Origin of the sequence: Acinetobacter sp. YH12064 (genome assembly GCF_013419735.1) — a bacterium.
Taxonomy (GTDB): domain Bacteria; phylum Pseudomonadota; class Gammaproteobacteria; order Pseudomonadales; family Moraxellaceae; genus Acinetobacter; species Acinetobacter amyesii.
Map to the genome: position 1 here is coordinate 1 of NZ_VOZP01000009.1, position 24,939 is coordinate 24,939.

Here is a 24,939-nt window from a genome sequence, read left to right on the forward strand (position 1 = left end):
AGAACTGTGGTGTTCTTCTACGTGGTACTAAACGTGAAGACGTTCAACGTGGTCAAGTACTTGCTAAACCAGGTACAATCAAACCGCATACTAAATTCGACGCAGAAGTATACGTACTTTCTAAAGACGAAGGTGGCCGTCATACTCCATTCCTTAACGGTTACCGTCCACAGTTCTACTTCCGTACAACTGACGTAACTGGTGCGATCTCGCTTAAAGAAGGCGTTGAAATGGTTATGCCTGGTGACAACGTAGAAATGTCAGTAGAATTAATCCACCCAATCGCAATGGACGCTGGCTTACGCTTTGCAATCCGTGAAGGTGGCCGTACAGTTGGTGCGGGTGTTGTTTCTAAAGTAACTGCATAATATAATACAGTTATCTTTGTACAGATCGAGAGTTTCGACTCTCGATTTGCTCTGCAGGTCAGTAGTTCAATTGGTAGAGCGTCGGTCTCCAAAACCGAATGTTGGGGGTTCGAGTCCCTCCTGGCCTGCCAAATTTTTTTAAAAAGAAGCTTGATGCTGGCTCAACTGGTCATATAATAAGTCGCGAATCCTACGACGAGTACAAAAATGTCGAATGATAAATCGCGTGACGCATTAAGCGACGCGCCAATTCCTCAAAGAAATAATCCTGCTGAAGTTGTTAATTCTGGTTCCCCTTTAGACTATGTTCTATGGGTTATCGCGTTGATTTTACTCGGTAGTTCTATGATGGTGAATCAACATTTGCCAGCATACTGGGCACCAGCGAATGATGTTTGGGTCCGTGTTGGGGTAATTTTGGCTTGTATCATCGTGGCTTTAGGTTTATTATACGCCACCCATCAAGGCAAAGGCTTTGTTCGATTGTTGAAAGATGCTCGAATTGAGTTACGTCGAGTGACTTGGCCAACCAAGCAAGAGACCATGACCACATCTTGGCAGGTACTTGCGGTAGTCTTAGTGGCATCTATTTTATTATGGTGCTTTGACTATGCTTTGAGCTGGTTAATGAAGTTTATTATCGGGTAAGAGAGCTATGAAACGTTGGTACATTATTCATGCCTATTCAGGCTATGAAAAACAAGTGTTACGCTCACTTAATGATCGAATCCAGCGTAGCGCTGTAGCCGATAGCTTTGGTGAAGTCCTTGTCCCTACTGAAGAAGTAGTGGAAATGAAGGATGGTAAGAAACGTAAATCTGAGCGTAAATTCTTTCCTGGCTATGTGTTAGTCGAGATGGAAATGAATGATGAAACTTGGCACATTGTTAAAGAATGTCCAAAAGTATTAGGTTTCATCGGTGGTACTGCAGAAAAGCCTGCACCAATTACGCAAAAAGAAGCTGATGCGATTCTTGCACGTGTACGCAATACTGGCGAAGCACCTCGTCCTAAGACGATGTTTGAACCAGGTGAAGAATTACTCGTAATTGACGGTCCATTCACCGATTTTAAAGGCGTGGTGGAAGAAGTTCTATACGATAAGTCACGTTTGACGTTGACGATTAATGTATTTAATCGACCAACTCAGGTTGAGCTGGAATTTCGCCAAGTCGAAAAATCGGTTTAATTTAACTTGGTTGATAAACGCCCGATTTGTTATGAGTCGGGCATTGTTGTTGTAACGGTATCGTTACTTATATGTATGGGGAGCCTAGCGGCGTTAGTACCCAGAGGTAATTGAAATGGCTAAGAAGATTGACGGCTATATCAAGCTGCAAGTTCCAGCTGGTAAAGCAAATCCATCTCCACCGATTGGTCCTGCACTAGGTCAACGTGGTGTTAACATCATGGCATTCTGTAAAGAATTCAATGCTGCGACACAAAAAGTTGAAGCTGGTCTTCCAATTCCAGTAGTGATCACTGTGTACAACGACAAGTCGTTCACATTCATCATGAAAACTCCTCCTGCTGCGATTCTTCTTAAGAAAGCTGCGGGCATCCAAAAGGGTTCAGCTGTACCTAACAAAACTAAAGTTGGTAAGTTGACTCGCGCTCAATTAGAAGAAATTGCGACTACTAAAGAACCAGATCTTACTGGTGCTGATTTAGACGCACGTGTACGTACCATTGCTGGTTCTGCGCGTTCTATGGGCTTGGAAGTGGAGCTATAAGACATGGCTAAATTAACTAAACGTCAAAAAGCCATTGTTGCTGCTGTTGAAGCTAACAAAGTTTACACTTTGGAAGAAGCAGTTGCAGTTCTTAACGGCCTTCCAGCAGTAAAATTCAAAGAATCTTTGGATGTTGCTGTAAACCTAGGTGTTGATCCTCGTAAATCTGACCAAGTTGTTCGTGGCGCGACTACACTTCCTGCAGGTACTGGTAAAACTGTACGTGTAGCTGTGTTTGCTCAAGGCGCTGCTGCTGAAGCTGCTAAAGCTGAAGGCGCGGACGTTGTTGGTTTTGATGATCTTGCTGAAAGCATCCAAGCGGGTAACCTTGACTTTGACGTAGTAATTGCAGCTCCGGATGCAATGCGCGTTGTTGGTAAGTTAGGTACGATTCTTGGTCCACGTGGCTTAATGCCAAACCCTAAAGTGGGTACTGTAACTCCTGACGTAGCTTCTGCTGTTAAAAATGCGAAAGCTGGTCAAGCACGTTACCGTGTAGACAAAGCAGGTATCATCCACGCTGCGATCGGTCAAGTAGGTTTCACTGCTGAAGCTGTTCGTTCAAACGTTGAAGCTCTTGTAGCAGACCTTAAGAAAGCAAAACCTGCTACTTCTAAAGGTGTTTACATCCAAAAGATCACTCTAAGCTCTACTATGGGTCCTGGTCTTGTTGTTGATGTGGCAAACGTTTCTAAATAAGTTTCGACTTATTACAGAATTTTAAAGCCCTGAGTAATATTTGAAGCACCGCTTTAAATATTACGCAAGAAACGCTCCGTCGTATATTGCGTGATTCAGGCAAACTTTGAATTGATAAATTTAGATTTATCAGCGTCAAAGACCTCAGGCGAGGGGAGTTTTATGCTTTCTTCTTAATAGCCCAGCCTGAGTAGACGCGGTGGTGTGATTTGTTCCTCCTCCGCGTGTTGGTTCAGTGATGAGCTAACGAATTGGGAGTGCATCTGTATAGGTGCATAAATCACCGTTAGGAGGTTTTACAATGGCTCTTCTTATCGAAGGCAAAAAACAGATCGTAGCTGAAGTAACTGAAGTTGCTTCTACTGCGTATGCTGCTGTTGTTGCTGACTATCAAGGTTTAACTGTTGAGCAATTAACTGCTCTACGTGTTGAAGCTCGTAAACTAGGTGTTGCTACTCGTGTAGTTCGTAACACTTTGGCTAAACGTGCTCTTCAAGATACTCAATTCAATATCTTGAGCGACAACCTTGTTGGCCCAACAATCTTAGCTTTCTCAACTTCTGAAGACGATATGGGCGCAGCTGCTCGTTTGTTCGAAGAATTTGCTAAAACTAATAAAGCATTTGAACTTAAAGCTGCTGCATTTGACGGTAAGGTTTATCAAGGTGCTGAAGTTAGCGTTATCGCGAACCTTCCAAACCAAGAGAAAGCGCTTACTATGCTTGCAAACGTTCTTCAAGCTCCTATTTCGAAATTGGGTCGCCTTATTACTGCGCTCAAAGAGAAAAACGAGTCAGAAGCTGCTTAAGCTTAAATCAATTTACACACCATTCAATACCCATTTGGAGTTACTCTCATGGCTTTAACAAACGAAGAAATCTTAAACGCAGTTGCTGAAAAAACTGTTCTTGAACTTGTTGAACTTATTTCTGCTTTCGAAGAAAAATTCAACGTATCTGCTGCTGCTGTAGCAGTTGCTGCTGCTCCTGGCGCTGCTGGTGCTGCTGCTGAAGAACAATCAGAATTCAACGTTGAGTTGACTTCTTTCGGTGCTAACAAAGTTGCTGTAATTAAAGCAGTTCGTGAAGCTACTGGCCTTGGTCTTAAAGAAGCTAAAGATCTTGTTGAAAGCGCTCCTTCAGTTCTTAAAGAAGGCGTTTCTAAAGAAGAAGGCGAAGAACTTAAGAAAAAACTTGAAGAAGCTGGTGCTACAGTTACACTTAAGTAATCTTAAGGGGAGTCGATTTTTTATAATCGGCTCCAAAAAATGGCTGGTGGCCCTTGGGTCATCAGCCTTTTTGCGTTACAATAATCGGCTCGATTTTTGTTTGCATGATATAAAAATCATACAAATTAAAAATAATTTATAAAACCAAACGCTTACCAATATTTTTCAGTAAAAAATATTGTTAAGCGTTTTAATACCACTAAAAATTGCAGCATTTGTGAAAGTGGTGGCCATATCGGCCTGCGTAATTCCTTCTAAGTTCGTTCTGCAGGCGGACTTAGTTTACTTTCCGAGGACTCCAGATGGCATACTCATATACCGAAAAGAAACGGATCCGTAAGAATTTTGGTAAATTGCCCAAGGTAATGGATGTTCCGTACTTGCTCGCGATTCAAGTCGACTCGTACCGAACTTTCCTTCAAGACGGCAAAACTCCAAAAAACCGCGAAGATATCGGTCTCCAAGCCGCATTTCGTTCAGTTTTTCCTATTGAAAGTTATTCTGGCAATGCTGCTTTAGAATTTGTTGAGTATAGTCTTGGTAAGCCTGAATTTGATGTGCGCGAATGTATTCTTCGTGGCTCAACTTATGCGGCGCCAATGCGTGTAAAAATTCGTCTGATCATTAAAGATCGCGAAACTAAAACAATCAAAGATGTGCGTGAGCAAGAAGTCTACATGGGTGAAATGCCACTTATGACAGACAACGGTACCTTTGTGATCAATGGTACTGAGCGTGTAATCGTATCTCAATTACACCGTTCACCAGGTGTATTCTTTGATCACGATAAAGGCAAAACTCACTCTAGCGGTAAAGTTCTTTATTCTGCTCGTATCATTCCTTACCGTGGTTCATGGTTAGACTTTGAATTCGATGCAAAAGATCTTGTATATGTTCGTATTGACCGTCGTCGTAAATTACTTGCGACTGTTGTGCTTCGTGCCTTGGGTTATAACAACGAACAAATCCTAGACATGTTCTACGAAAAAGTACCTGTATATCTTGATATGGGTAGCTATCAAATTGACTTGGTTCCAGAACGTCTACGTGGCGAAATGGCACAGTTTGATATCGTGGGTACAGACGGTAAAACAATTGTTGAACAAGGTAAACGTATTAACGCGCGCCATGTTCGTCAAATGGAAGCAGCAGGTCTTGAAAAACTTTCTGTTCCTGATGAATACCTATATGAACGTATTGTTGCTGAAGATGTAACGTTACGTGATGGCGAAGTAATTGCTGCAAATACAGTACTAGGCCATGAAATTATGGTGAAATTGGCTGAAGGCGGCGTTAAACAATTCAACGTACTTTATACCAATGACATCGACCGTGGCCCATTCATTGCGGACTCTTTACGTGCAGATACTACAACTGGTCGTGAAGAAGCACTTGTAGAAATCTACAAAGTGATGCGTCCGGGTGAGCCACCAACAAAAGAAGCTGCTGAAAACTTATTCAACAATTTGTTCTTCTCTTCTGAACGTTATGACTTATCACCAGTAGGTCGTATGAAGTTCAACCGTCGTTTGGGTCGTCCTTACGAAGTGGGTACGGATCAGAAGTCTCGTGAAGTTGAAGGTATTCTTTCGAACGAAGACATCACTGATGTATTGAAAACATTAGTTGAAATCCGTAACGGTAAAGGTGAAGTCGACGATATCGATCACTTGGGTAACCGTCGTGTTCGTTCTGTTGGTGAAATGACAGAAAACCAATTCCGTGTTGGTCTAGTTCGTGTTGAACGTGCTGTTAAAGAACGTTTATCTCAAGCTGAAACTGATAACTTGTCTCCGCAAGATTTAATCAATGCGAAACCAGTTGCTGCTGCAATCAAAGAATTCTTTGGTTCAAGCCAGTTGTCTCAGTTCATGGACCAAAACAACCCGTTGTCTGAAATTACACACAAACGTCGTGTATCAGCATTGGGCCCAGGTGGTTTGACTCGTGAACGTGCGGGCTTCGAAGTACGTGACGTACATCAAACTCACTACGGTCGTGTATGTCCAATTGAGACTCCTGAAGGTCCAAACATTGGTTTGATCAACTCACTTTCTGTTTATGCGAAAGCGAATGATTTTGGTTTCTTAGAAACGCCTTACCGTAAAGTTGTTGATGGTCGTGTAACGGATGACGTTGAATACCTTTCTGCGATTGAAGAAGTAGGTACTGTGATTGCACAGGCCGATTCAGGTGTAGATAAAGACGGTAATTTAACAGAAGAATTTGTTTCTGTACGTCACCAAGGTGATTTCGTACGTATGCCTCCTGAAAAAGTGACGCATATGGACGTATCTGCACAGCAGGTTGTATCTGTTGCTGCATCACTTATTCCATTCCTTGAACACGATGATGCCAACCGTGCATTGATGGGTTCAAACATGCAACGTCAGGCAGTACCTACGTTGATCGCTGACAAGCCGCTTGTTGGTACAGGTATGGAAGCAAACGTAGCGCACGACTCAGGTGTATGTGTTCTTGCGAAACGTGGTGGCCGTATTGAATTCGTCGACGCGTCTCGTGTTGTTATTCGTGTAAACGAAGACGAAATGATCGCGGGTGAAGCAGGTGTAGATATCTACAACCTGATCAAATATACACGTTCTAACCAAAACACTTGTATTAACCAAAAAGTGCTTGTAAGCCTTGGTGATCAAGTGGGTCGTGGTGACGTATTAGCTGATGGTCCATCTACAGATGGTGGTGAATTGGCATTGGGTCAAAACATGCGCGTAGCATTCATGACTTGGAACGGTTACAACTATGAAGACTCGATCTTATTATCTGAGCGTGTGCTTCAAGAAGATCGTTTAACATCAATCCACATTCAAGAATTGTCATGTGTAGCACGTGATACTAAATTGGGTGCGGAAGAAATTACTGCCGATATCCCGAACGTGGGTGAAGCAGCACTTTCTAAACTTGATGAGTCAGGTATTGTTTACATCGGTGCAGAAGTAACAGCGGGCGATATCCTTGTAGGTAAAGTAACACCTAAGGGTGAAACTCAACTTACTCCGGAAGAAAAACTTCTTCGTGCAATCTTCGGCGAAAAAGCGGCTGACGTTAAAGATTCATCTTTACGTGTATCTTCTGGTGTTAAAGGTACTGTTATTGACGTTCAAGTGTTTACACGTGATGGTCTTGAAAAAGACGAACGTGCTCAAGCAATTGAAAAAGCTCAATTAGATGCTTACCGTAAAGATTTGAAAGAAGAATTCAAAATCTTTGAAGAAGCAGCTCGTGAACGTATTGTTCGTTTGTTGAAAGGTCAAGAATCGAATGGTGGCGGTACAACTAAACGCGGTGACAAATTAACTGAAGAGTTATTGTCTGGTCTTGAGTTGGTTGATCTTATTGAAATCCAACCAGTTGACGAAGCGATTGCTGAACGTTTAACTCAAATTCAAGTGTTCTTGAAAGAGAAGAGCCTTGAAATTGACGAGAAATTTGCAGAGAAAAAACGTAAATTGTCTACAGGTGATGAGCTGACAACTGGTGTACTAAAAGTTGTTAAAGTTTATCTAGCTGTAAAACGTCGCATCCAACCGGGTGATAAAATGGCGGGTCGTCACGGTAACAAAGGTGTTGTATCAAACATCCTACCTGTAGAAGACATGCCACACGATGCAAACGGTGTTCCAGTTGATGTTGTACTTAACCCATTGGGTGTACCATCACGTATGAACGTGGGTCAGATTCTTGAAACTCACTTAGGTATGGCGGCTAAAGGTCTTGGCGATCAAATCGACAAGATGATGAAAGAGCAACGTACTGTACTTGAGCTTCGTGATTTCTTAGACAAGATTTACAACAAAGTTGGTGGCGAACAAGAAGATCTTGATAGCTTGACTGATGAAGAAATCTTGGTGCTTTCAGGTAACTTGCGTAAAGGTGTTCCTTTAGCAACACCAGTATTTGATGGTGCTGAAGAATCACAAATCAAAGAATTGTTAGAACTTGGTGGCATTTCACGTACTGGTCAAACAGTATTGTATGATGGTCGTACAGGTGAGCGTTTTGACCGTCCAGTAACTGTAGGTTACATGTACATGTTGAAATTGAACCACTTAGTTGACGACAAGATGCATGCGCGTTCTACTGGTTCTTACTCTCTAGTAACTCAACAGCCGCTTGGTGGTAAAGCACAATTCGGTGGTCAGCGTTTCGGTGAGATGGAAGTATGGGCACTCGAAGCTTACGGTGCAGCATATACACTTCAAGAAATGCTTACTGTGAAGTCGGATGACGTTGAAGGTCGTACCCGTATCTATAAGAACATTGTAGATGGTAACCATTACATGGACCCAGGTATGCCTGAATCGTTCAACGTATTGACCAAAGAGATCCGTTCTTTAGGTATCAACATTGAACTGAAAAATGGTGACTAATTAGTTCCATTGAATCTCCCTTGCGAAGCAGTGCTTCTCACCTCTTTAATCAAGAGGGGCAAGGGGGATTTCTCAGTTAAAAAAACAATATTTGTGACCCAGTTGTTGAGTGAAAATCTCCACAACACACGGAGAAAAAAATTGAAAGACTTGCTCGATATCATGCGCAAAAAGACGGATTCAGACGGTCATGCTCCTGTAGAGTTTGATCGCATCCGTATTGGTCTTGCGTCACCAGAAATGATTAAGTCGTGGTCTCATGGTGAAGTTAAAAAGCCTGAAACCATTAACTATCGTACGTTCAAACCTGAACGTGATGGTTTATTCTGTGCCAAAATCTTTGGTCCAGTAAAAGATTACGAATGCTTGTGTGGTAAATACAAGCGTATGAAATACAAAGGCGTCATTTGTGAAAAATGTGGCGTTGAAGTAACAACTGCAAAAGTACGTCGTGAGCGTATGGGTCATATTGACCTTGCTTCTCCAGTTGCACATATTTGGTTCTTAAAATCACTTCCTAGCCGTATCGGTCTGCTTTTAGACATGACTTTACGTGATATCGAACGTGTATTGTATTTCGAATCATACGTTGTAACTGACCCAGGTATGACTCCACTTGAGAAATACCAACTTCTAAACGATGAAGAATACTTCACTGCTTTAGAAGAACACGGTGATGAATTCACTGCGAAAATGGGTGCAGAAGCAGTTCAAGATTTGTTGAAAGACATCGATCTTGAAGCTGAAATTTCACGTCTTCGTGAAGAAATTCCAAATACAACTTCAGAAACGAAGCTTAAAAAAGCTTCTAAACGTCTGAAATTGATGGAAGCGTTCAAAGAGTCGAACAACAAACCAGAATGGATGGTGATGAATGTACTTCCAGTACTTCCACCTGATCTTCGTCCGTTGGTTCCTCTAGAAGGTGGTCGTTTTGCGACTTCTGACTTAAACGATCTTTACCGTCGTGTAATTAACCGTAACAACCGTTTAAAACGTCTACTAGACCTTGCAGCACCAGACATTATCGTACGTAACGAAAAACGTATGTTACAAGAGTCTGTTGATGCATTGCTTGATAACGGTCGTCGTGGTCGTGCAATTACTGGTTCGAATAAACGTCCTCTTAAATCTTTGGCAGACATGATCAAAGGTAAACAAGGTCGTTTCCGTCAAAACTTATTGGGTAAACGTGTCGATTACTCTGGTCGTTCGGTAATTACCGTAGGTCCGACTTTACGTCTTCACCAATGTGGTCTTCCGAAAAAAATGGCGCTTGAATTATTCAAACCATTCATTTTTGCGAAACTACAAGCATCTGGCCAAGCGACAACCATTAAAGCTGCGAAGAAAATGGTTGAGCGTGAAACTCCAGAAGTTTGGGACGTACTTGCTCACGTAATTCGTCAACATCCAGTGATGTTGAACCGTGCGCCTACACTTCACCGTTTGGGTCTTCAAGCATTTGAACCAACCCTGATTGAAGGTAAAGCGATCCGTCTTCACCCGTTAGTTTGTGCGGCATTTAACGCCGACTTCGACGGTGACCAAATGGCGGTACACGTACCATTAACACTTGAAGCTCAGTTAGAAGCTCGTGCGTTAATGATGTCAACAAACAACATTCTTTCTCCTGCGAACGGTGAGCCAATCATCGTACCTTCTCAGGACGTTGTCTTAGGCTTGTACTACATCACTCGTGATGCGATCAATGCCAAAGGTGAAGGCATGGTGTTTGCGGATACTGACGAAGTAAACCGTGCACTTGCAACAGGTCAAGTTGATTTACACGCTCGCGTAAAAGCACGTGTACACCAAACTGTCATTGACGAAAATGGTAACCGTGAACAACAAACCATTGTTGTAGACACAACTCCAGGTCGTTGTTTACTTTGGGAAGTTGTACCTGAAGGTATGGATTTCCAACAAATCAACGTTGAGATGACTAAAAAGAACATCTCTAAATTGATCAACTCTTGCTACCGTAAATTAGGTCTTAAAGATACTGTTATCTTCGCTGACCAATTGATGTATTTGGGCTTCCGTCAAGCGACTCACTCAGGTGTGTCTGTTGGTATGGAAGACATGTTAATTCCGCCACAAAAACAAGCAATTATCGAAAAAGCTGAAGTTGAAGTTCGTGAAATTGAACAACAATTCGAGCAAGGTTTCGTAACTGCCGGCGAACGTTATAACAAAGTTGTCGATATTTGGGCGCGTACAAACGACCAAGTAGCGAAAGCGATGATGGACAACTTGTCTTTCACAACTGTTAAAAACAAACAGGGTGAAGACGAGAAACAAAAATCATTCAACTCGATCTACATGATGTCTGACTCAGGTGCCCGTGGTTCGGCAGCTCAGATTCGTCAGTTAGCGGGTATGCGTGGTTTGATGGCGAAACCAGATGGTTCGATCATTGAAACACCAATTAAAGCGAACTTCCGTGAAGGTTTGACCGTACTTCAGTACTTCATTTCAACACACGGTGCACGTAAAGGTTTGGCCGATACTGCATTGAAAACTGCGAACTCAGGTTACTTGACTCGTCGTTTGGTTGACGTTGCACAAGACTTGGTAATTACTGAGCCAGATTGTGGTACTTTCGACGGTCTTGTAATGACTCCGTTCATTCAAGGTGGCGATGTCATCGAGAACTTAGGTACTCGAGTATTGGGTCGTGTACTTGCTGAAGATGCGAAGAAACCAGGTTCGGATGATGTGATTCTTCCACGTAATACTTTAATCGACGAAAAACTTGCAAACTACTTAGAAGAGCAAGGTGTCGATGAAGTGAAAGTACGTTCAGTTGTAAACTGTGAATCTACTTTCGGTGTATGTGCGAAATGTTACGGTCGTGACCTTGCTCGCGGTCACTTGGTGAATCCAGGTGAATCTGTGGGTGTAATGGCTGCTCAATCAATTGGTGAGCCAGGTACACAGTTAACAATGCGTACGTTCCACGTAGGTGGTGCTGCGAGCCGAACTTCTGCTGCTAACAGCGTACAAGTTCGTAACAAAGGTACAGTACGTTTCCACAATGTGAAAACAGTACAACACGCTAAAGGTCACTTGGTATCAACTTCACGTTCAGGTGAAATCGGTATTGCAGATGACATCGGTCGTGAACGCGAACGTTACAAAATTCCATACGGTGCTTCAATCATCATTAAAGATGGAGAAGCTGTGGAAGCTGGCGGTATCGTAGCGACTTGGGATCCGCATACACATCCATTGGTTACCGAAGTTGCAGGTAAAGTGCGTTTCAGCCAAATCGCTGATGGCGTAACTGTGACATCGAAAACTGATGATGCAACAGGTATGACGACTATTGAGGTACTTCCAGTAACTTCACGTCCAGCATCTGGTAAAGATATGCGTCCAGCTGTTGTATTGGATACAACAGATGGCGGCGAACAGTTCTACTTCCTACCACAAAACACGATTCTGACTGTGCGCGACGGCGAAACAATTGGTGTCGGTGACGTTATTGGTCGTGTACCACAAGAATCTTCACGTACACGTGATATTACCGGTGGTCTACCGCGTGTAGCTGACTTGTTCGAAGCACGTAAACCGAAAGAACATGCGATCCTTGCTGAAATTTCAGGTATCGTAAGCTTCGGTAAAGAGACCAAAGGTAAGAACCGTCTTGTGATTACTCCGGATGATGGCTCTGAGATTTACGAAGAGCTAATTCCGAAATGGCGTACGATTAACGTGTTCGAAGGCGAGCATGTGAACCGTGGTGAAACCATTTCTGATGGTCCGCAAAACCCACACGACATCTTACGTTTGAAAGGCGAAGTTGCACTGACAAACTACATCGTGAACGAAGTTCAGGACGTATACCGTCTGCAAGGTGTAAAAATCAACGACAAGCACATTGAAGTGATCGTACGTCAAATGCTTCGTAAAGTTGAAATCACTGACGGTGGTGATACAAGCTTCATCAAAGGCGAGCAAGTGGAATACATCCGCGTTATTCAAGAAAACCAAGCTGTGGCAGCTCAGAACAAGTTCCCAGCGAAGTTTGAACGTCAATTGATGGGTATTACCAAAGCGTCGCTTTCTACTGACTCGTTCATTTCTGCTGCATCGTTCCAGGAAACAACTCGTGTGTTAACTGAAGCTGCTGTAACAGGTAAAGAAGATGAATTACGTGGTCTGAAAGAAAACGTAGTTGTAGGTCGTCTGATCCCAGCGGGTACAGGTTTGGCTTACCACTTAGAACGTCGTCGTCAAGAGTCTGAAGCTGCAGAGCTTGAGCTTCACAATGATTTCTCTGATGTAGATCAAGCATTAAGCCAAGCATTTAACGATGAATTTAACGGTCTTTAATTAGCCCTTAAATCATTCTAAAAAAGCCACCTTTGGGTGGCTTTTTTTATGCGGATGAATTGAAAATTAAAGCTTTCCTAATATTGAATTATTTCCTATAGTAAAAATAGAACATAACAAATCTCTTGATTTTTAAACTTAAACATAACGGGGTCTTTTGATGAAATTCGCACAGCAATTATTCGCAGTTTCTGCATTATTCAGCTCATTGACAGCGATTGCTGCACCTATGCCCAATTCGATTGTGGTAGAAGATAAAGCTGTAGTTCCAGTACTAAAAACAGAAGTGATTCGCCGTGTTGCAGGTCAAGAACCTGTACGCCAAGTGACTGCAACAGTGTTAGAAATGACCAATAAAGGTCAGGATATCGTGGCACGTGAAATTGAACTTTCAGATCATCAAAGTGATTTTTCTGAAAAGAAATTATCGATTCCAGTACTACAACGTGGTGGCGTCATCGTCCCGACCTCTAAAATTGAAACCAAGACGACGGTGAAGCAGGACGGTCAGATTATTCGTCAAAACACCAATATTGATGCAGAAGGTGTAGAGTTTAAGAAAGGGCAAGACCCGATTAAACGCACGCTAAAACTAGATCAGGCAACAGATCCAGAAAGCAAAGCCAAACTCTCTCATGCTGTGCTGACTGAAAATGGTGAAACCACAAAAGATTTGATGATTTTGGATGAAAATCCTGAGTGATTCGTGAGCGATTAGGCGTCGTTTTTTACAAAATGCAGCATTTATGCTCCAAGCCGTAACAAGCTATGTTTAATTGTTTCATACAATGGTTTTAGAATCATATGTATTGAAGAAGACAAGGAACATCACAATGAAAAAAGTAATGAGCGTATGCGCAGTCGCGATGATGTCGACCCTAATGCTTGCTGGTTGTGAAAGTATGTCGCCCAATGAACAGCGTATTGGTGCTGCAGCTTTAGGTGGTGCCATTGGTGGTGGTGTGGGTAACAACGTCGGTGGTGGTGTAGGTGCTGCCGTTGGTGGTGGTGCTGGTGCAGCTGTCGGTAGTAAAACTCAAAACGGTTCAAACCGAAATGCCACATATAGTGGTGTAGGTGGTGCGATTGGTTCTGCAGTCGGTAAAAGTATCTTTGGTGGTAATACTGGTGCTGCGATTGGTGGTGCTATCGGTGGTGGCGCAGGTGCTGCAATTGAGCAAAATCGCTAATCCAATCCGATAAATTTGAATGAAAAGGCGCTTAAAGATATGCGCCTTTTTTATTTGCGTGGACGGGGTTGCTTGCGACGAATGTATAGGGTTTTTTGAACTTCAGCGATACGTAAGCCTGCTTCATCAAAAATATTTAAGCTATAGTTCCGTAAAACAGGTGCGTGGTTATCTGCTAAGTTTTTAATATGATTGATTTCATTTGGGTCGAGCTGGATGTCAGCGTATACCGTTCCACGCCCGGGAGATAAAAATTGGATATTTGCTGCTTTGTCCCACACGATATAACGTGAGCCAAGGTGATGCATCAAAATCAACATATAAAATGGGTCAACCATTGAATATAGACTACCGCCAAAATGTACACCGACAATATTTTGATTTTTTCGAGTTAATGGCATTTTGACGCGAATGTGATAATTGGCGAGATCAATTTTATCAATCGAAATGCCAGCACCTTTATAAGGGGCATAATGATTGAGTAAGAATTTAGAGACAATAGGCATTGTCATTATTTTCTGGATTATGCTCATACTGGGTCAATTTTTTTTTATGCTGAACTTTGCATACTAAATGAGTTTCAAAACTGTGGCATTGATCACATTGCCCATGTTCACAAATAAAACGTCAATTCGATGGAATCGATAAAAGGACTAGAAGAATGCAACCACTAAATACGCAATGGGTGAATACCACAGATCAACAACGGCTCTATGTGAAGACATGGGGTGATGAAACTAAGCCGGCATTGGTTTTGGTTCATGGTTATCCTGATAATCAGGAAGTATGGGAACCGGTTATTGAACATCTTATCAATGAATTTTATATCGTCACCTATGACGTGCGAGGTGCAGGGCAGTCCTCTGTGCCCCGTAAAGTACGAGATTACCGTTTAGAACAACTTTCACTTGATTTAGATAGTGTGACGCAAGCGGTATTAGGCGAGCGTAGTTTTCATTTGGCCGCGCATGATTGGGGCTCTATCCAATCTTGGGAATCGGTGACTGAGCCAAAATTTCGCTCACGTATTATGTCTTATTCAACTATTTCTGGGCCATGTTTGGATCATGCGGCATTTTTGCTCAGAAATAGCTTCAAGCATCAGCAGAAAAAATTACTCAAATTATTAAGTAAGTCATGGTACATCGGGGTATTCCAATTACCATTTTTGGCACCGACCGCGTGGCATTTTTTGAATGCTGAACGTTGGGGAAAAATTGTGAATGATTTAGAACGTACTCAAGAATTGCCTTTGAATCATAATATTCAGCATGATGGTAAACACGGTATTGCGCTTTACCGTGCTAATTTTATTCCCCGCTTAACTCAGCCTAGACAACGTCATGCGGTCTGTCCTGTACAAGCGATTGTGTTGAAACATGATAATTTTGTCAGTCCAGATTACATTAAAGAATTACCTAATTGGGTTGAAGATTTATCTGTAGTTGAAGTCAATGCCAATCATTGGGCCGTGCTGAGCCAACCCGAAAAAATTGCAAGTTACATCGCTCAATTTGCGCAATCACAGCAGCTTTAAGTAAATCGTTCAACAGTGGCAGTTTCATCGATAGGGGGCTAAATAGCGAGCAAATTCTGATAAAATACGGTTTTTTGTCAGACTCCCTTTTTTCTTATGTTTGCTATTCTTGCCGCAATTACAGTCATGTTTGGACTGTCGCTGGCACGCGTGCCTGTTGTATTTGCGCTGATCATTGGTGCAGTAACAGGTGGCTTGTTAGCTGGTCTTGGTATTCATGGCACCATCGAAGCGTTTAATAGTGGCTTAGGCAACGGTGCTCAAATCGCACTTGCTTATGGCGTGTTGGGGGCATTTGCTTTGGCACTTGCGCGTTCAGGTTTGCCAGATTTACTGGCTTATCAACTCATTACCAAACTCAAAGGTAACAGTAATGTAAAAGCCCAGAATCGCGTGAAATACGTAATTTTCGCTACTATCGCTTTAGCCGCCGTATGTTCACAAAACGTGATTCCAGTGCACATTGCGTTTATTCCAGTATTAATTCCACCATTACTCAGCGTATTTAATCATTTAAAACTTGACCGTCGTTTGATTGCTTGTGTTCTGACTTTTGGTCTTGTGGCGACTTATATGCTGATACCTTTTGGTTTTGGTGCTATTTTCCTTAATGATATTTTAGGTCAAAACATCAATACCTTTGGTAAGCCATACGGTTTCAACATCAGCTATGATCAAATTCCAACTGCTATGGCAATTCCAGTATTTGGGATGTTTGTTGGCTTATTAATTGCTGTTTTTTATAGCTACCGTAAACCACGAGAGTATGCTGACGTTCAGGTTAAGGAATCACAGCACACCATCTCATCTGATGTAAAAGCAGATGAAAATGGTAAACCACAAGTCGCTAAATTTACTTTGATCATGGCTGCGGTTGCAGTGGTTGCTACGCTTTCTGTTCAAGTCATATCTGAGTCGATGATTTTGGCGGGTCTGGTTGGTGTTGCGATCTTAAGCTGTGCAGGTATCTTTAAGTGGAAAGAAGCCGACGATGTCATTATCAGTGGTATGCGCATGATGGCACTTGTGGGTTTCATTATGATTTCTGCGCAAGGCTTTGCATCTGTGATTGAGGCTACGAATCAAGTACCAACACTAGTACAAGCTTCAGTTGAATGGATTGGAAACAGCCAAGGTTTAGCGGCATTTTGGATGCTATTGATAGGGCTATTAATTACCTTAGGTATTGGTTCTTCATTCTCAACAATCCCAATTTTGGCCATTATTTATGTACCACTTTGTATTCAATTTGGTTTTAGCCCAGCGGCAACGATTGCAATTATTGGTACAGCAGCAGCTTTAGGAGATGCAGGTTCTCCGGCATCAGACTCAACTTTAGGCCCAACATCAGGCCTTAATATGGATGGTCAGCATGACCACATGAAAGACAGTGTGGTCCCGACCTTCATTCACTACAATATTCCATTAATGATCTTTGGTTGGATTGCCGCAATGGTACTCTAAAAAATTTTCAAAGATAAATAAAAAGGCGATTATATAATCGCCTTTTTTATTATTTAAACCTGATGAATTTAGTTGGTTTAAAATCATTAAATTGATTAATTCTGATTAAAATGGTTGGTATATTTTAAATATTAAGTTAATTATAATGGTTGATAAATAAAACCAACCTTTATACTTTGATTAAAATAAATATAGTTAATTAATAATAACTTATATAATAGTGTAATAAATTATTAAATAATGTTATTGCATAATTTTAATACTAATGTTTAATATTAATTATTCATTCTAGAAGGTTGCTTAAAAATGTTAAAACAAGCTGCTCTTATTGCATTATTGGGTATGTCTGCTTCAGCGATGGCTGGTCAATGGCAGGTTAAAGTTGGTGGTTCTGTAATTTCTCCAACAGGTGACACTGAAACCGCATTAGGTACAGTAAAAGCGGATGATGAGTTAGCATTTACACCATCGGTTGAATATTTCTTTAATGACAACATTTCAGCTGAATTACTTTTAGCTACTCCAATTGGTCATGATGTACTTTTGGATGGTAATAAAGCTGCTAAAATTAAGCATCTTCCACCGACAATTACTGCAAAATATAACTTTAAAAATTCAACACGCTTTACACCATATATTGGTGTAGGTGGTACAGCATTTGTTGCTTGGGATGAATCTGGCGCGGCTAAAAATGTAAAAGAAGATTTTGGTTTTGCAGGTCAAGTCGGCTTTAATTACCAACCAGCTGATGCGAAAAACTGGGGTGTATACTTCGATGCTCGCTATGCTCAATTAAGCCCTGAAGTGACTTTAATTGATGAATTAGGTGGCGGTAAATTCGATTTAGATATCGATCCTATGGTGTATACAATTGGTTATAGCTACAAATTCTAAGCTGTAGCTAATTTTAAAACCCTGCCATTAGGCAGGGTTTTTTTTATGCAGCATATTCCATTCATCAGTTGATCGAATTGAACAAATAGGCAATAGAAAATTTAGGTAGAACTGTTAGAGTCGAGATAAATCAGCAAGTTGGATGAAGAGAAAAGACGATGAAAAAAATTATTCAGGGTATGCTGGTCTTGGGCAGTGCTTATTTTATTTCGACAAGTTATGCCGCAAGTTTTGATTGTAAAAAGGCGAAAACCATTACCGAACATGCGGTTTGTGATAACCGTAGTATTAATGATGCCGATGTCAAAATGGCCACGACCTATACGATTATCCGTCATTTAGTTCCCATGGGGACACGTGGTGCAATTCAAGATCAACAAATAAAATGGCTACAACTACGCGATCAGTGCCGTGACAATGTCAGTTGTTTAAGTGATGTATATAAAATGCGGCAGCAAAAACTGGATCTCTACATGGACCGCGTTTATAAACAAGGACCTTTTTAAACCTTAAAATTTAGTGTGACAGAATAAAAATTTTCCATTCACACTATTGAAAAATAGTGAAGTCCCTCCATTCATATAGGCAATTGATAATTTTACTCAGTATGGACGGAGAGACTGATGAGCGAACAACAATCTCAAAAACACAGCTTCCAAGCGGAAGTGGCTCAGTTACTGCATTTAGTAACACATTCTTTATATTCAAATCCTGAAATTTTCCTTCGTGAGTTGGTATCAAACGCATCTGATGCCTGCGATAAATTACGTTTTGAAGGCATTAACCATCCTGAATATTATGAAAATGATCCAGATTTACATGTGCGTATTCATTTAAATAAAGAGCAGAAGACAATTACCATTTCGGATAATGGTATTGGTATGACACAACAAGAAGCGATTGATCATTTGGGTACGATTGCTAAGTCTGGCACTAAAGATTTTATGTCGAAGCTTACGGGTGATCAAAAGTCAGATGCACAATTGATTGGTCAATTTGGTGTGGGCTTCTATTCAGGTTTTATTGTTGCTGAAAAAATTACAGTGGAATCACGTCGTGCTGGGGTAAATGCCGCTGAAGGGGTACGTTGGGTTAGTAATGGTACAGGTGAGTTTGATGTAGAGCCAATTGATAAGGCTTCACGTGGAACCGACATCATTTTGCATTTACGCGAGGATGCTTTAGATTATTTAGATCGTTACAAAGTTAAGCAGATTATTAATAAATACTCTGATCATATTAGTTTGCCAATTGAGATGCAGAAAGAAGTTTGGCAACAAGAGGAAGCTGCCGAAGGCGAAGAAGCAAAACCTGGTCAATATGTACTGACGGATGAGTGGGAAGCGATTAACTCAGCAAGTGCATTATGGACGCGTAATAAAAATGAGATCAGTGAAGAACAATATACTGAGTTTTATAAAAACCTGAGCCATGATTTTGAAGCCCCGCTTGCATGGACACACAACCGTGTAGAGGGAAGTACGGAATATACACAGTTACTTTATATTCCATCTCGCGCACCAAGCAATATTTTCACACGTGAAGCTAAAGCAGGAATTAAGCTGTATGTGAAACGTGTATTTATCATGGATGATGCGGATAATTTGATTCCAAATTATTTACGTTTTGTTCAAGGTGTGGTGGATAGCGCAGACTTACCACTTAATGTAAGCCGTGAATTATTACAAGAAAGTCGCGACGTTAAAACGATTCGTGAAGGTAACGCCCGCCGTATTTTAACAGTGCTAGATGGTTTGGCGAAATCTGAAGATGTTGCTGATCAAGAGAAGTTTGCAAAATTCTACGCTGAGTTTGGTTCAGTCTTAAAAGAAGGCTTAGGCGAAGACATGGCGAATCGTGAGCGTATTCTAAAATTATTACGCTTTGCTTCGTCAAATAATGATGAAGTGAAAACATCATTTGCAGACTATAAAGCCAATATGAAAGAAGGCCAAAAGGCAATTTACTATGTGACTGCTGATAGTTTAAATGCTGCGAAAAACTCACCACAACTTGAATTGTTCAAGAAAAAAGGTATCGAAGTGCTGCTCATGACTGAACGAGTGGATGAGTGGGCGATGGAATTTGTTTTTGAGTTTGATGGAACACCATTACAGAATGTATCAAAAGGTGCAGTTGATTTGGGTGATCTACAAGATGCTGAAGAGAAGAAAGCACTTGAGGAAGCTGCTGAGCAGTTTAAACCTGTTGTTGAAAAACTGTCGGATGCGTTAAAAGATAAGACCTCTGAAGTGCGTGTAACAACACGTTTAGTGGACTCTCCTGCGTGTTTGGTGGTGGCTGAGGGTGAGTTATCACCGCAACTGGTCCGTATGCTAAAACAAGCAGGACAAGCGGTTCCCGAGTCAAAACCAGTCTTGGAAATCAATCCATCCCATCCGTTGGTACAAAAATTAGAAGGTTCAGCGCAATTTGATGATTTGGCGAATGTGATCTTCGATCAAGCGTTGATTGCTGAAGGCGGTTTACCCGAAGATCCTGCCCAATACATCAAACGGATTAACAGCTTATTGCTGAAGTAACGGTAGATATGAAATGAACCTCCTTCGGGAGGTTTTTTTATTTGGTTTTTCGATAGAGCACATGAATAAAAACGTCCATGTTTTAATCTTTAATATAAATTAAAAATAAATAATTAATCTATAATAGCGATCGTTAAGTATTGGGAATCTTAAGATGAAAATTTTAGTGATCGCTGTAATGGGCTCGCTGCTGTCTATGGGCCTCATGCAATCTGCTCAGGCAGACAGCTCTAAGAAAAAAATGGTGCGTAATGACCCTGTGCAGGTTTCAAAACAGATCGCACCATATGATATCAATCCTTTTGTAGATAGTCGCCGTGTGATGCGAAATGATCGTGTTCAGTATAGTTTTCCTAAAGTGAAAAAAGTCGCTGAAAAACAGCCGAGTATTGTACGTAATGATCGTGTACGTGTGATTAAGAAAAATTGAAGCTGAGTTATTTAAAAAAAGCCCATCCTGTTGAAATGGGCTTTTTATTCGCTGTGAAATAGAGGGTTCTAGAACAAGGCTTCAAGGCGCACTAAAGCGCCCACAAAGTGGCTTTTATCGTCACGATGGTTGTTGAGGTAGTTGAGATCACCTTGGATATAAAACCATTCGCGCAGAAAGGGCTGTCGCCATGATACATAGGGTCCCCAACTGTTTAAACGCAGTTGATCGTTATTGTAAAAACCACCTGTATATAGGCCGTAGTTGAATCGGTTACCTTTAAAAAATTGGTGTTGGCGGTAACTGAAGTTATCCCATTTCAGATCATCATCCTGTGCATCTGCATAGGTCAGGTTGAATTGGTTTGAGATAAAGGGTTGGCCTGGACGAGCATGGGTTAATTCTAAATTGGTTCTTAGATAATTTTCACTATCGATACCATAACGATAAATTTGTTCGGCTAAAAAACTGTAATCATTGTCGAGTTGCCATTTTTTAGCTGCTTTTAAGCGGACATATAGGTCATCACCAGAACGTAAACCTAGATCAACGTCAGTTTCGAAGGGCAGTCGATCTGAAATTTCTGACCAACGTAACGCGAGCGAACTGTTATCTTCACGGGTTTGCTTATTGTCATAATTTTTATCACTACGCCCCGCAGGGTTTTCATTGGTAATTGCAGCATTATTTTCTAATTCATTATCAAGTGAGTCATCACCAAAGACCACACTCAATTTTTTTTCTAAAGTGGGAAGCTTAATTTTACCGCGAATACGTGGCTTGATTTCGTATTCATCGTGCTTATTCCAACTGTTATCTAAAATCACCCGTAGGGTTGCATTGGCTGGTTTATCTGGCTCACTTTTCCCAAACCAATTATCCATACGAACGGCCGTTCGATCTGCCCAATTTCGGACTTTCTTCTGTTGTCGATCGGTCCAGCTATTATTTTCCGTTTGTTCTGTTGTCGGAACAATGGGGTGATCTGATTGTTCAGGTAAGAAGGTCGGTGTTGCATCAATCCAACGTGGAATTTGATCTAAAAAATCATAGGTCTTTGGCATGATATACGATGAACTTTGCTCGGTTGCAGGCACATCCTGCGAATGTAGCCCCTCAGTTTCATTGGCCCAAGCAACTTGATACATCAAGCTCATTGATGCGGAAAAAAGCAAAGTCCGAATAAAGTACTGTTGTTTTTTATGCATATGTTTTGGCTCTATTTAATTATCATCTGAGTATCCTGCATCTGTAGTTTTGTTATTTTTATCGGATAAATGCAAGCCAAACTACAAAATAAATGCAATTAATCTTCGGTCATTTGCTTAAGTGCTTGATAAAGCGAAATCACATCAATGGGTTGAGGCAATTGTTGGATCACATTTTGGATGCTTTGCCAATTTAAACCTTGCTGTCGATGGAGGATCAAATAAGGAAGGGCTTGTTCGGTACGCAAGAGTGCCATGCGTTTTTGACCGTGGATTAAACGTAATTTTTGACGTTCTTGTAATAATAACAGCGGGGTATGTAGCGTCGGTTCAGGTTCATCAAAATGAATGAATTTTTGCGTATTAACTAACTGTGCCGGGATAAAGGGGTAATAGTCGTTTTGCGACCAAATCATTTCAGCCTGCTGAGACTGCTGATAGAGCTGATCAGGTGCAGCACAAAGTTGCTCTAGGTTGTCCCATGTCATGACTTTAATCGCGGCAAGTTCATGTTGATGTTGTTGGCAAAACAGTTGGGAGAGTCGAATGGCTTCCATCTGTGTTTGCGCACCAAACAACAAGAGATATTTGATGAAGCGACCTTCGGTATTGATTTGCTCTGCTAAATACAGCGGCTGGTTTTTCCAATCTGTACCATCTGTCGTATGCAATAGAACATCAAGCTGTGTTGTGAGTTCAGGCTGATCTATAAACTGCAATTCATACAAGGCCAATTGCGCATCGATGTTTTGCAACGTTTGAACACGAGCGGTGTATTGAGCGATTTGAATCTGTTCAGGAAGTTCAACGACTGCCGCTGTCGAGTTGAGATGTTCCTCTGATGGCGCATGTGTTGGCTGCTCAATTAGAACAAGAGGAGCGGTATCAGGTGCAGAAGGCTTCGGTTTATTTGTATTTGAGTTATCGAGCAATAGATCCGCTTCATCAATTTGCTTATCGCGATGATCTGGATCGACAGATACGTCATTATTTATCGTTTCAATCGGCAGTAGGGCATCCACACTTGCTGCAACAGTGTTTGGTGCTGTGCTGACTTCTTCTTTTAGGCGTACGGCATGTAGACGTAGATCAGTATCACTGATTAAACATTTATATAGCTGTTGTTGGTCAATTAACCAATCATAGCATTCGCTAAAATTGCCCCATTCACTGAGTAATGCCGTACGCTGTTTGGCTGGAATCATCCATACTTGCCAACCTAACTCATGGTCATGCAGCAAGGCCCAACCCATCTCAGGATATTGATATAAAGCACTTTCGAGTGCAGCGTCATGGTTAAAATAGCCACGAAATAACCATGAATATGGCGTCTGTTTGGCAAATTCAGTGGCAGCCATCTGTGGTTCAGTTAATGCGCGATAACTTAATATTTGCTTTTGAAAAATCGGTTCGTCACATAAGGCAAAAATTTCATGAATCCGACGTTTAGAAAGCGCAGTTTCATAAAAACTCAAAGCACGATGTTCAAGTTGATGGGTCAGTACATGGATTTCTTTTATTAATTGTACTTTCTCTTGTAGATTCATTTGTCCGCTTCCTAAAGGACTTTTTGTGCTTTTTCTAAATATTTAGCCAATACAATATTGGTTGCAAGTTCCACTAATTTATATTCAGCCGAGTTCGGGTTTCGATATGTATTGGCCAATTCAATCAGGCGTTCAATATCGATGACCTGCGGTGAAATTTTTCCTTGTATCAGTGCCTGAAGTTCTTGCATAGGACAATGTAAATTTAAAAATAAAGAAGTCGATTAGTTCATTTGATTATAGAGATTTCATTAAAAAAAACATGGAAATAAATGTCAGCTTCTACAAATTAAGCGTTAAATATGACAATTAATGCGCATTTTGTTTAAAAATAATACCAAATCATTAGCTTAAAGATAGGTTTTGCAAAAGATATAGCGGTATGGTTTGATCAATTTTTTTGAAGTCATCATCAGCGATCGAGCGCTTTTAGATGTTCATTTTTAATGTTAAGTAAAGAATAAAGCCCAAAGTAAAGGCACATAAAATAAAAAACCGATGGTGGGAGCCATCGGTTTTTTTATGGAAAAATCAGCTAAAAATTAAGCTTTTTTTTCTGTGTTTGTTATAACTTCAGTTGTATCAGCAGCTGGAGCTTGGCTCTCTGCATTGGCAGTTTCAGCAGTTACAGCTTTTTTTACTGGAAAATCTGGTACGTAAACGATTTGTGCAGAAACAGTTGCAGAAAGCGCCATCACAGCAACAGCCATAGCATATTTGATTGCGTTCATTTGTGTATTCCTATCAATCATTAGTAACTCAAAAATTGAGTCAGGGAGAAAATCAATCACTTGAATTTATGTGAAAATAATATCAAAAAATAATCAATTAAAAATGATCGATTCGGCAACGCAAGATAAACGGTATGAAATTTTATTTATATAAAACAGTCTATTAGAGTTATTACTCTAGAGTTTTTAGTGGCTGAGTGACAGCGGCGTATCACTCAGATATAGATGAAAAATCTATGAATGTTTGGCACATTTCTTTTCATAGACTTTGCCTGCGATACCACCAATAATGGCACCACTAATCGTACCAAAAACAGGCAATATACTGCCTGCAACAGCTCCGATCGCAGCACCTTTGACGGTCGGAGAAAAACGTGAGAGAAAGCTATTCTTCCCTGTTTGGGACTCGTTGGTGGTTGTTTGAGGGGTTGTATTGGTAGATAGTTCGGTTTCAGCAGAAGTTGCTTGAGGTTCAATAGTCATGACATTACTCCCGAGCATGATCGTTTGAAGAATGAAGCTTTTAGCCTAATCGGTAGTGGCCTTGGCTTAAACAGAAAGCATGTAATAAATGATGATCAGTTTGTAATCCGTCGAAGTGGAATTCACTCCTGTGTAAGACATGTAATATTTTG

The 24,939-nt window shown here is 41.1% G+C and carries 22 protein-coding genes, 1 tRNA gene and 1 pseudogene; 18 read left to right on the forward strand and 6 right to left on the reverse strand.

Annotated features, from left to right (window positions below; translation table 11 throughout):
• The 12 genes and pseudogenes from tuf to FTU13_RS10495 form a co-directional block, all read left to right on the forward strand.
• Positions 1-368: pseudogene (gene tuf / locus FTU13_RS10440) on the forward strand (elongation factor Tu); the annotation flags it as partial.
• A 55-nt stretch (positions 369-423) separates the two neighbouring features.
• Positions 424-499 (forward strand) — tRNA-Trp (locus tag FTU13_RS10445).
• Between the two features lie 76 nt (positions 500-575).
• Positions 576-1,016 (forward strand): preprotein translocase subunit SecE, encoded by a 441-nt coding sequence (gene secE / locus FTU13_RS10450; protein ID WP_078189832.1) that lies wholly within the window; start codon positions 576-578, stop codon positions 1,014-1,016.
• A gap of 7 nt (positions 1,017-1,023) precedes the next feature.
• On the forward strand, positions 1,024-1,557 hold the full coding sequence (nusG, locus tag FTU13_RS10455; RefSeq protein WP_078189831.1) for a transcription termination/antitermination protein NusG: 534 nt from the start codon (positions 1,024-1,026) through the stop codon (positions 1,555-1,557).
• A gap of 115 nt (positions 1,558-1,672) precedes the next feature.
• Entirely contained in the window at positions 1,673-2,101 is a 429-nt protein-coding gene (gene rplK, locus FTU13_RS10460) for a 50S ribosomal protein L11 (RefSeq protein WP_004868049.1), read from the forward strand.
• Positions 2,102-2,104: 3 nt separating this feature from the next.
• The gene (rplA, locus tag FTU13_RS10465; RefSeq protein ID WP_078189830.1) at positions 2,105-2,800 is read left to right on the forward strand and encodes a 50S ribosomal protein L1; all 696 of its coding nucleotides are present in this window, start codon (positions 2,105-2,107) and stop codon (positions 2,798-2,800) included.
• 301 nt (positions 2,801-3,101) lie between these two features.
• Positions 3,102-3,608: a 50S ribosomal protein L10 gene (rplJ, locus tag FTU13_RS10470; protein ID WP_111885844.1), complete on the forward strand. Its 507-nt coding sequence runs from the start codon at positions 3,102-3,104 to the stop codon at positions 3,606-3,608.
• A gap of 48 nt (positions 3,609-3,656) precedes the next feature.
• Positions 3,657-4,028, forward strand: a complete 372-nt coding sequence (gene rplL, locus FTU13_RS10475) for a 50S ribosomal protein L7/L12 (protein ID WP_078189828.1) — start codon at positions 3,657-3,659, stop codon at positions 4,026-4,028.
• A 302-nt stretch (positions 4,029-4,330) separates the two neighbouring features.
• Positions 4,331-8,419 carry a DNA-directed RNA polymerase subunit beta gene (gene rpoB, locus FTU13_RS10480; protein ID WP_180128228.1) on the forward strand — a complete coding sequence of 1,363 codons (4,089 nt, stop codon included), beginning with the start codon at positions 4,331-4,333 and terminating at the stop codon, positions 8,417-8,419.
• Positions 8,420-8,560: 141 nt separating this feature from the next.
• Positions 8,561-12,760: a DNA-directed RNA polymerase subunit beta' gene (gene rpoC / locus FTU13_RS10485; protein ID WP_180128230.1), complete on the forward strand. Its 4,200-nt coding sequence runs from the start codon at positions 8,561-8,563 to the stop codon at positions 12,758-12,760.
• Positions 12,761-12,920: 160 nt separating this feature from the next.
• Complete coding sequence (locus FTU13_RS10490; RefSeq protein WP_111885842.1) at positions 12,921-13,463, forward strand: hypothetical protein; 543 nt, start codon at positions 12,921-12,923, stop codon at positions 13,461-13,463.
• 130 nt (positions 13,464-13,593) lie between these two features.
• A complete protein-coding gene (locus FTU13_RS10495) occupies positions 13,594-13,950 on the forward strand; it encodes a DNA transfer protein p32 (protein WP_078192840.1) in 357 nt (118 codons plus the stop codon).
• 50 nt (positions 13,951-14,000) lie between these two features.
• On the opposite strand, the gene FTU13_RS10500 is transcribed toward FTU13_RS10495, so the two are convergent.
• Entirely contained in the window at positions 14,001-14,483 is a 483-nt protein-coding gene (locus FTU13_RS10500; protein ID WP_078189823.1) for a DUF4442 domain-containing protein, read from the reverse strand.
• Positions 14,484-14,611: 128 nt separating this feature from the next.
• Between FTU13_RS10500 and FTU13_RS10505 the strand changes: the two genes are divergently transcribed.
• The 6 genes from FTU13_RS10505 (at position 14,612) to FTU13_RS10530 (ending at position 20,818) form a co-directional block, all read left to right on the forward strand.
• Positions 14,612-15,487 (forward strand): alpha/beta fold hydrolase, encoded by an 876-nt coding sequence (locus tag FTU13_RS10505; RefSeq protein ID WP_180128232.1) that lies wholly within the window; start codon positions 14,612-14,614, stop codon positions 15,485-15,487.
• Between the two features lie 96 nt (positions 15,488-15,583).
• Entirely contained in the window at positions 15,584-16,951 is a 1,368-nt protein-coding gene (locus FTU13_RS10510) for a Na+/H+ antiporter family protein (RefSeq protein WP_180128234.1), read from the forward strand.
• Between the two features lie 306 nt (positions 16,952-17,257).
• Entirely contained in the window at positions 17,258-17,845 is a 588-nt protein-coding gene (locus FTU13_RS10515; protein WP_180128236.1) for an OmpW family protein, read from the forward strand.
• Positions 17,846-18,003: 158 nt separating this feature from the next.
• The gene (locus FTU13_RS10520) at positions 18,004-18,351 is read left to right on the forward strand and encodes a lysozyme inhibitor LprI family protein (protein WP_078189819.1); all 348 of its coding nucleotides are present in this window, start codon (positions 18,004-18,006) and stop codon (positions 18,349-18,351) included.
• 117 nt (positions 18,352-18,468) lie between these two features.
• Positions 18,469-20,388 carry a molecular chaperone HtpG gene (gene htpG, locus FTU13_RS10525; RefSeq protein WP_111885837.1) on the forward strand — a complete coding sequence of 640 codons (1,920 nt, stop codon included), beginning with the start codon at positions 18,469-18,471 and terminating at the stop codon, positions 20,386-20,388.
• A 154-nt stretch (positions 20,389-20,542) separates the two neighbouring features.
• The gene (locus FTU13_RS10530) at positions 20,543-20,818 is read left to right on the forward strand and encodes a hypothetical protein (RefSeq protein WP_180128238.1); all 276 of its coding nucleotides are present in this window, start codon (positions 20,543-20,545) and stop codon (positions 20,816-20,818) included.
• 68 nt (positions 20,819-20,886) lie between these two features.
• On the opposite strand, the gene FTU13_RS10535 is transcribed toward FTU13_RS10530, so the two are convergent.
• The 5 genes from FTU13_RS10535 to FTU13_RS10555 form a co-directional block, all read right to left on the reverse strand.
• Positions 20,887-21,975, reverse strand: a complete 1,089-nt coding sequence (locus FTU13_RS10535; protein WP_373423840.1) for a hypothetical protein — start codon at positions 21,973-21,975, stop codon at positions 20,887-20,889.
• Between the two features lie 149 nt (positions 21,976-22,124).
• Positions 22,125-23,573: a hypothetical protein gene (locus FTU13_RS10540; protein WP_180128240.1), complete on the reverse strand. Its 1,449-nt coding sequence runs from the start codon at positions 23,571-23,573 to the stop codon at positions 22,125-22,127.
• A gap of 11 nt (positions 23,574-23,584) precedes the next feature.
• A complete protein-coding gene (locus FTU13_RS10545) occupies positions 23,585-23,764 on the reverse strand; it encodes a hypothetical protein (RefSeq protein ID WP_078189814.1) in 180 nt (59 codons plus the stop codon).
• Positions 23,765-24,115: 351 nt separating this feature from the next.
• Positions 24,116-24,304 (reverse strand): hypothetical protein, encoded by a 189-nt coding sequence (locus tag FTU13_RS10550; RefSeq protein ID WP_111885834.1) that lies wholly within the window; start codon positions 24,302-24,304, stop codon positions 24,116-24,118.
• Between the two features lie 234 nt (positions 24,305-24,538).
• On the reverse strand, positions 24,539-24,787 hold the full coding sequence (locus tag FTU13_RS10555; RefSeq protein WP_218946142.1) for a glycine zipper domain-containing protein: 249 nt from the start codon (positions 24,785-24,787) through the stop codon (positions 24,539-24,541).
• Positions 24,788-24,939: the final 152 nt, after the last annotated feature.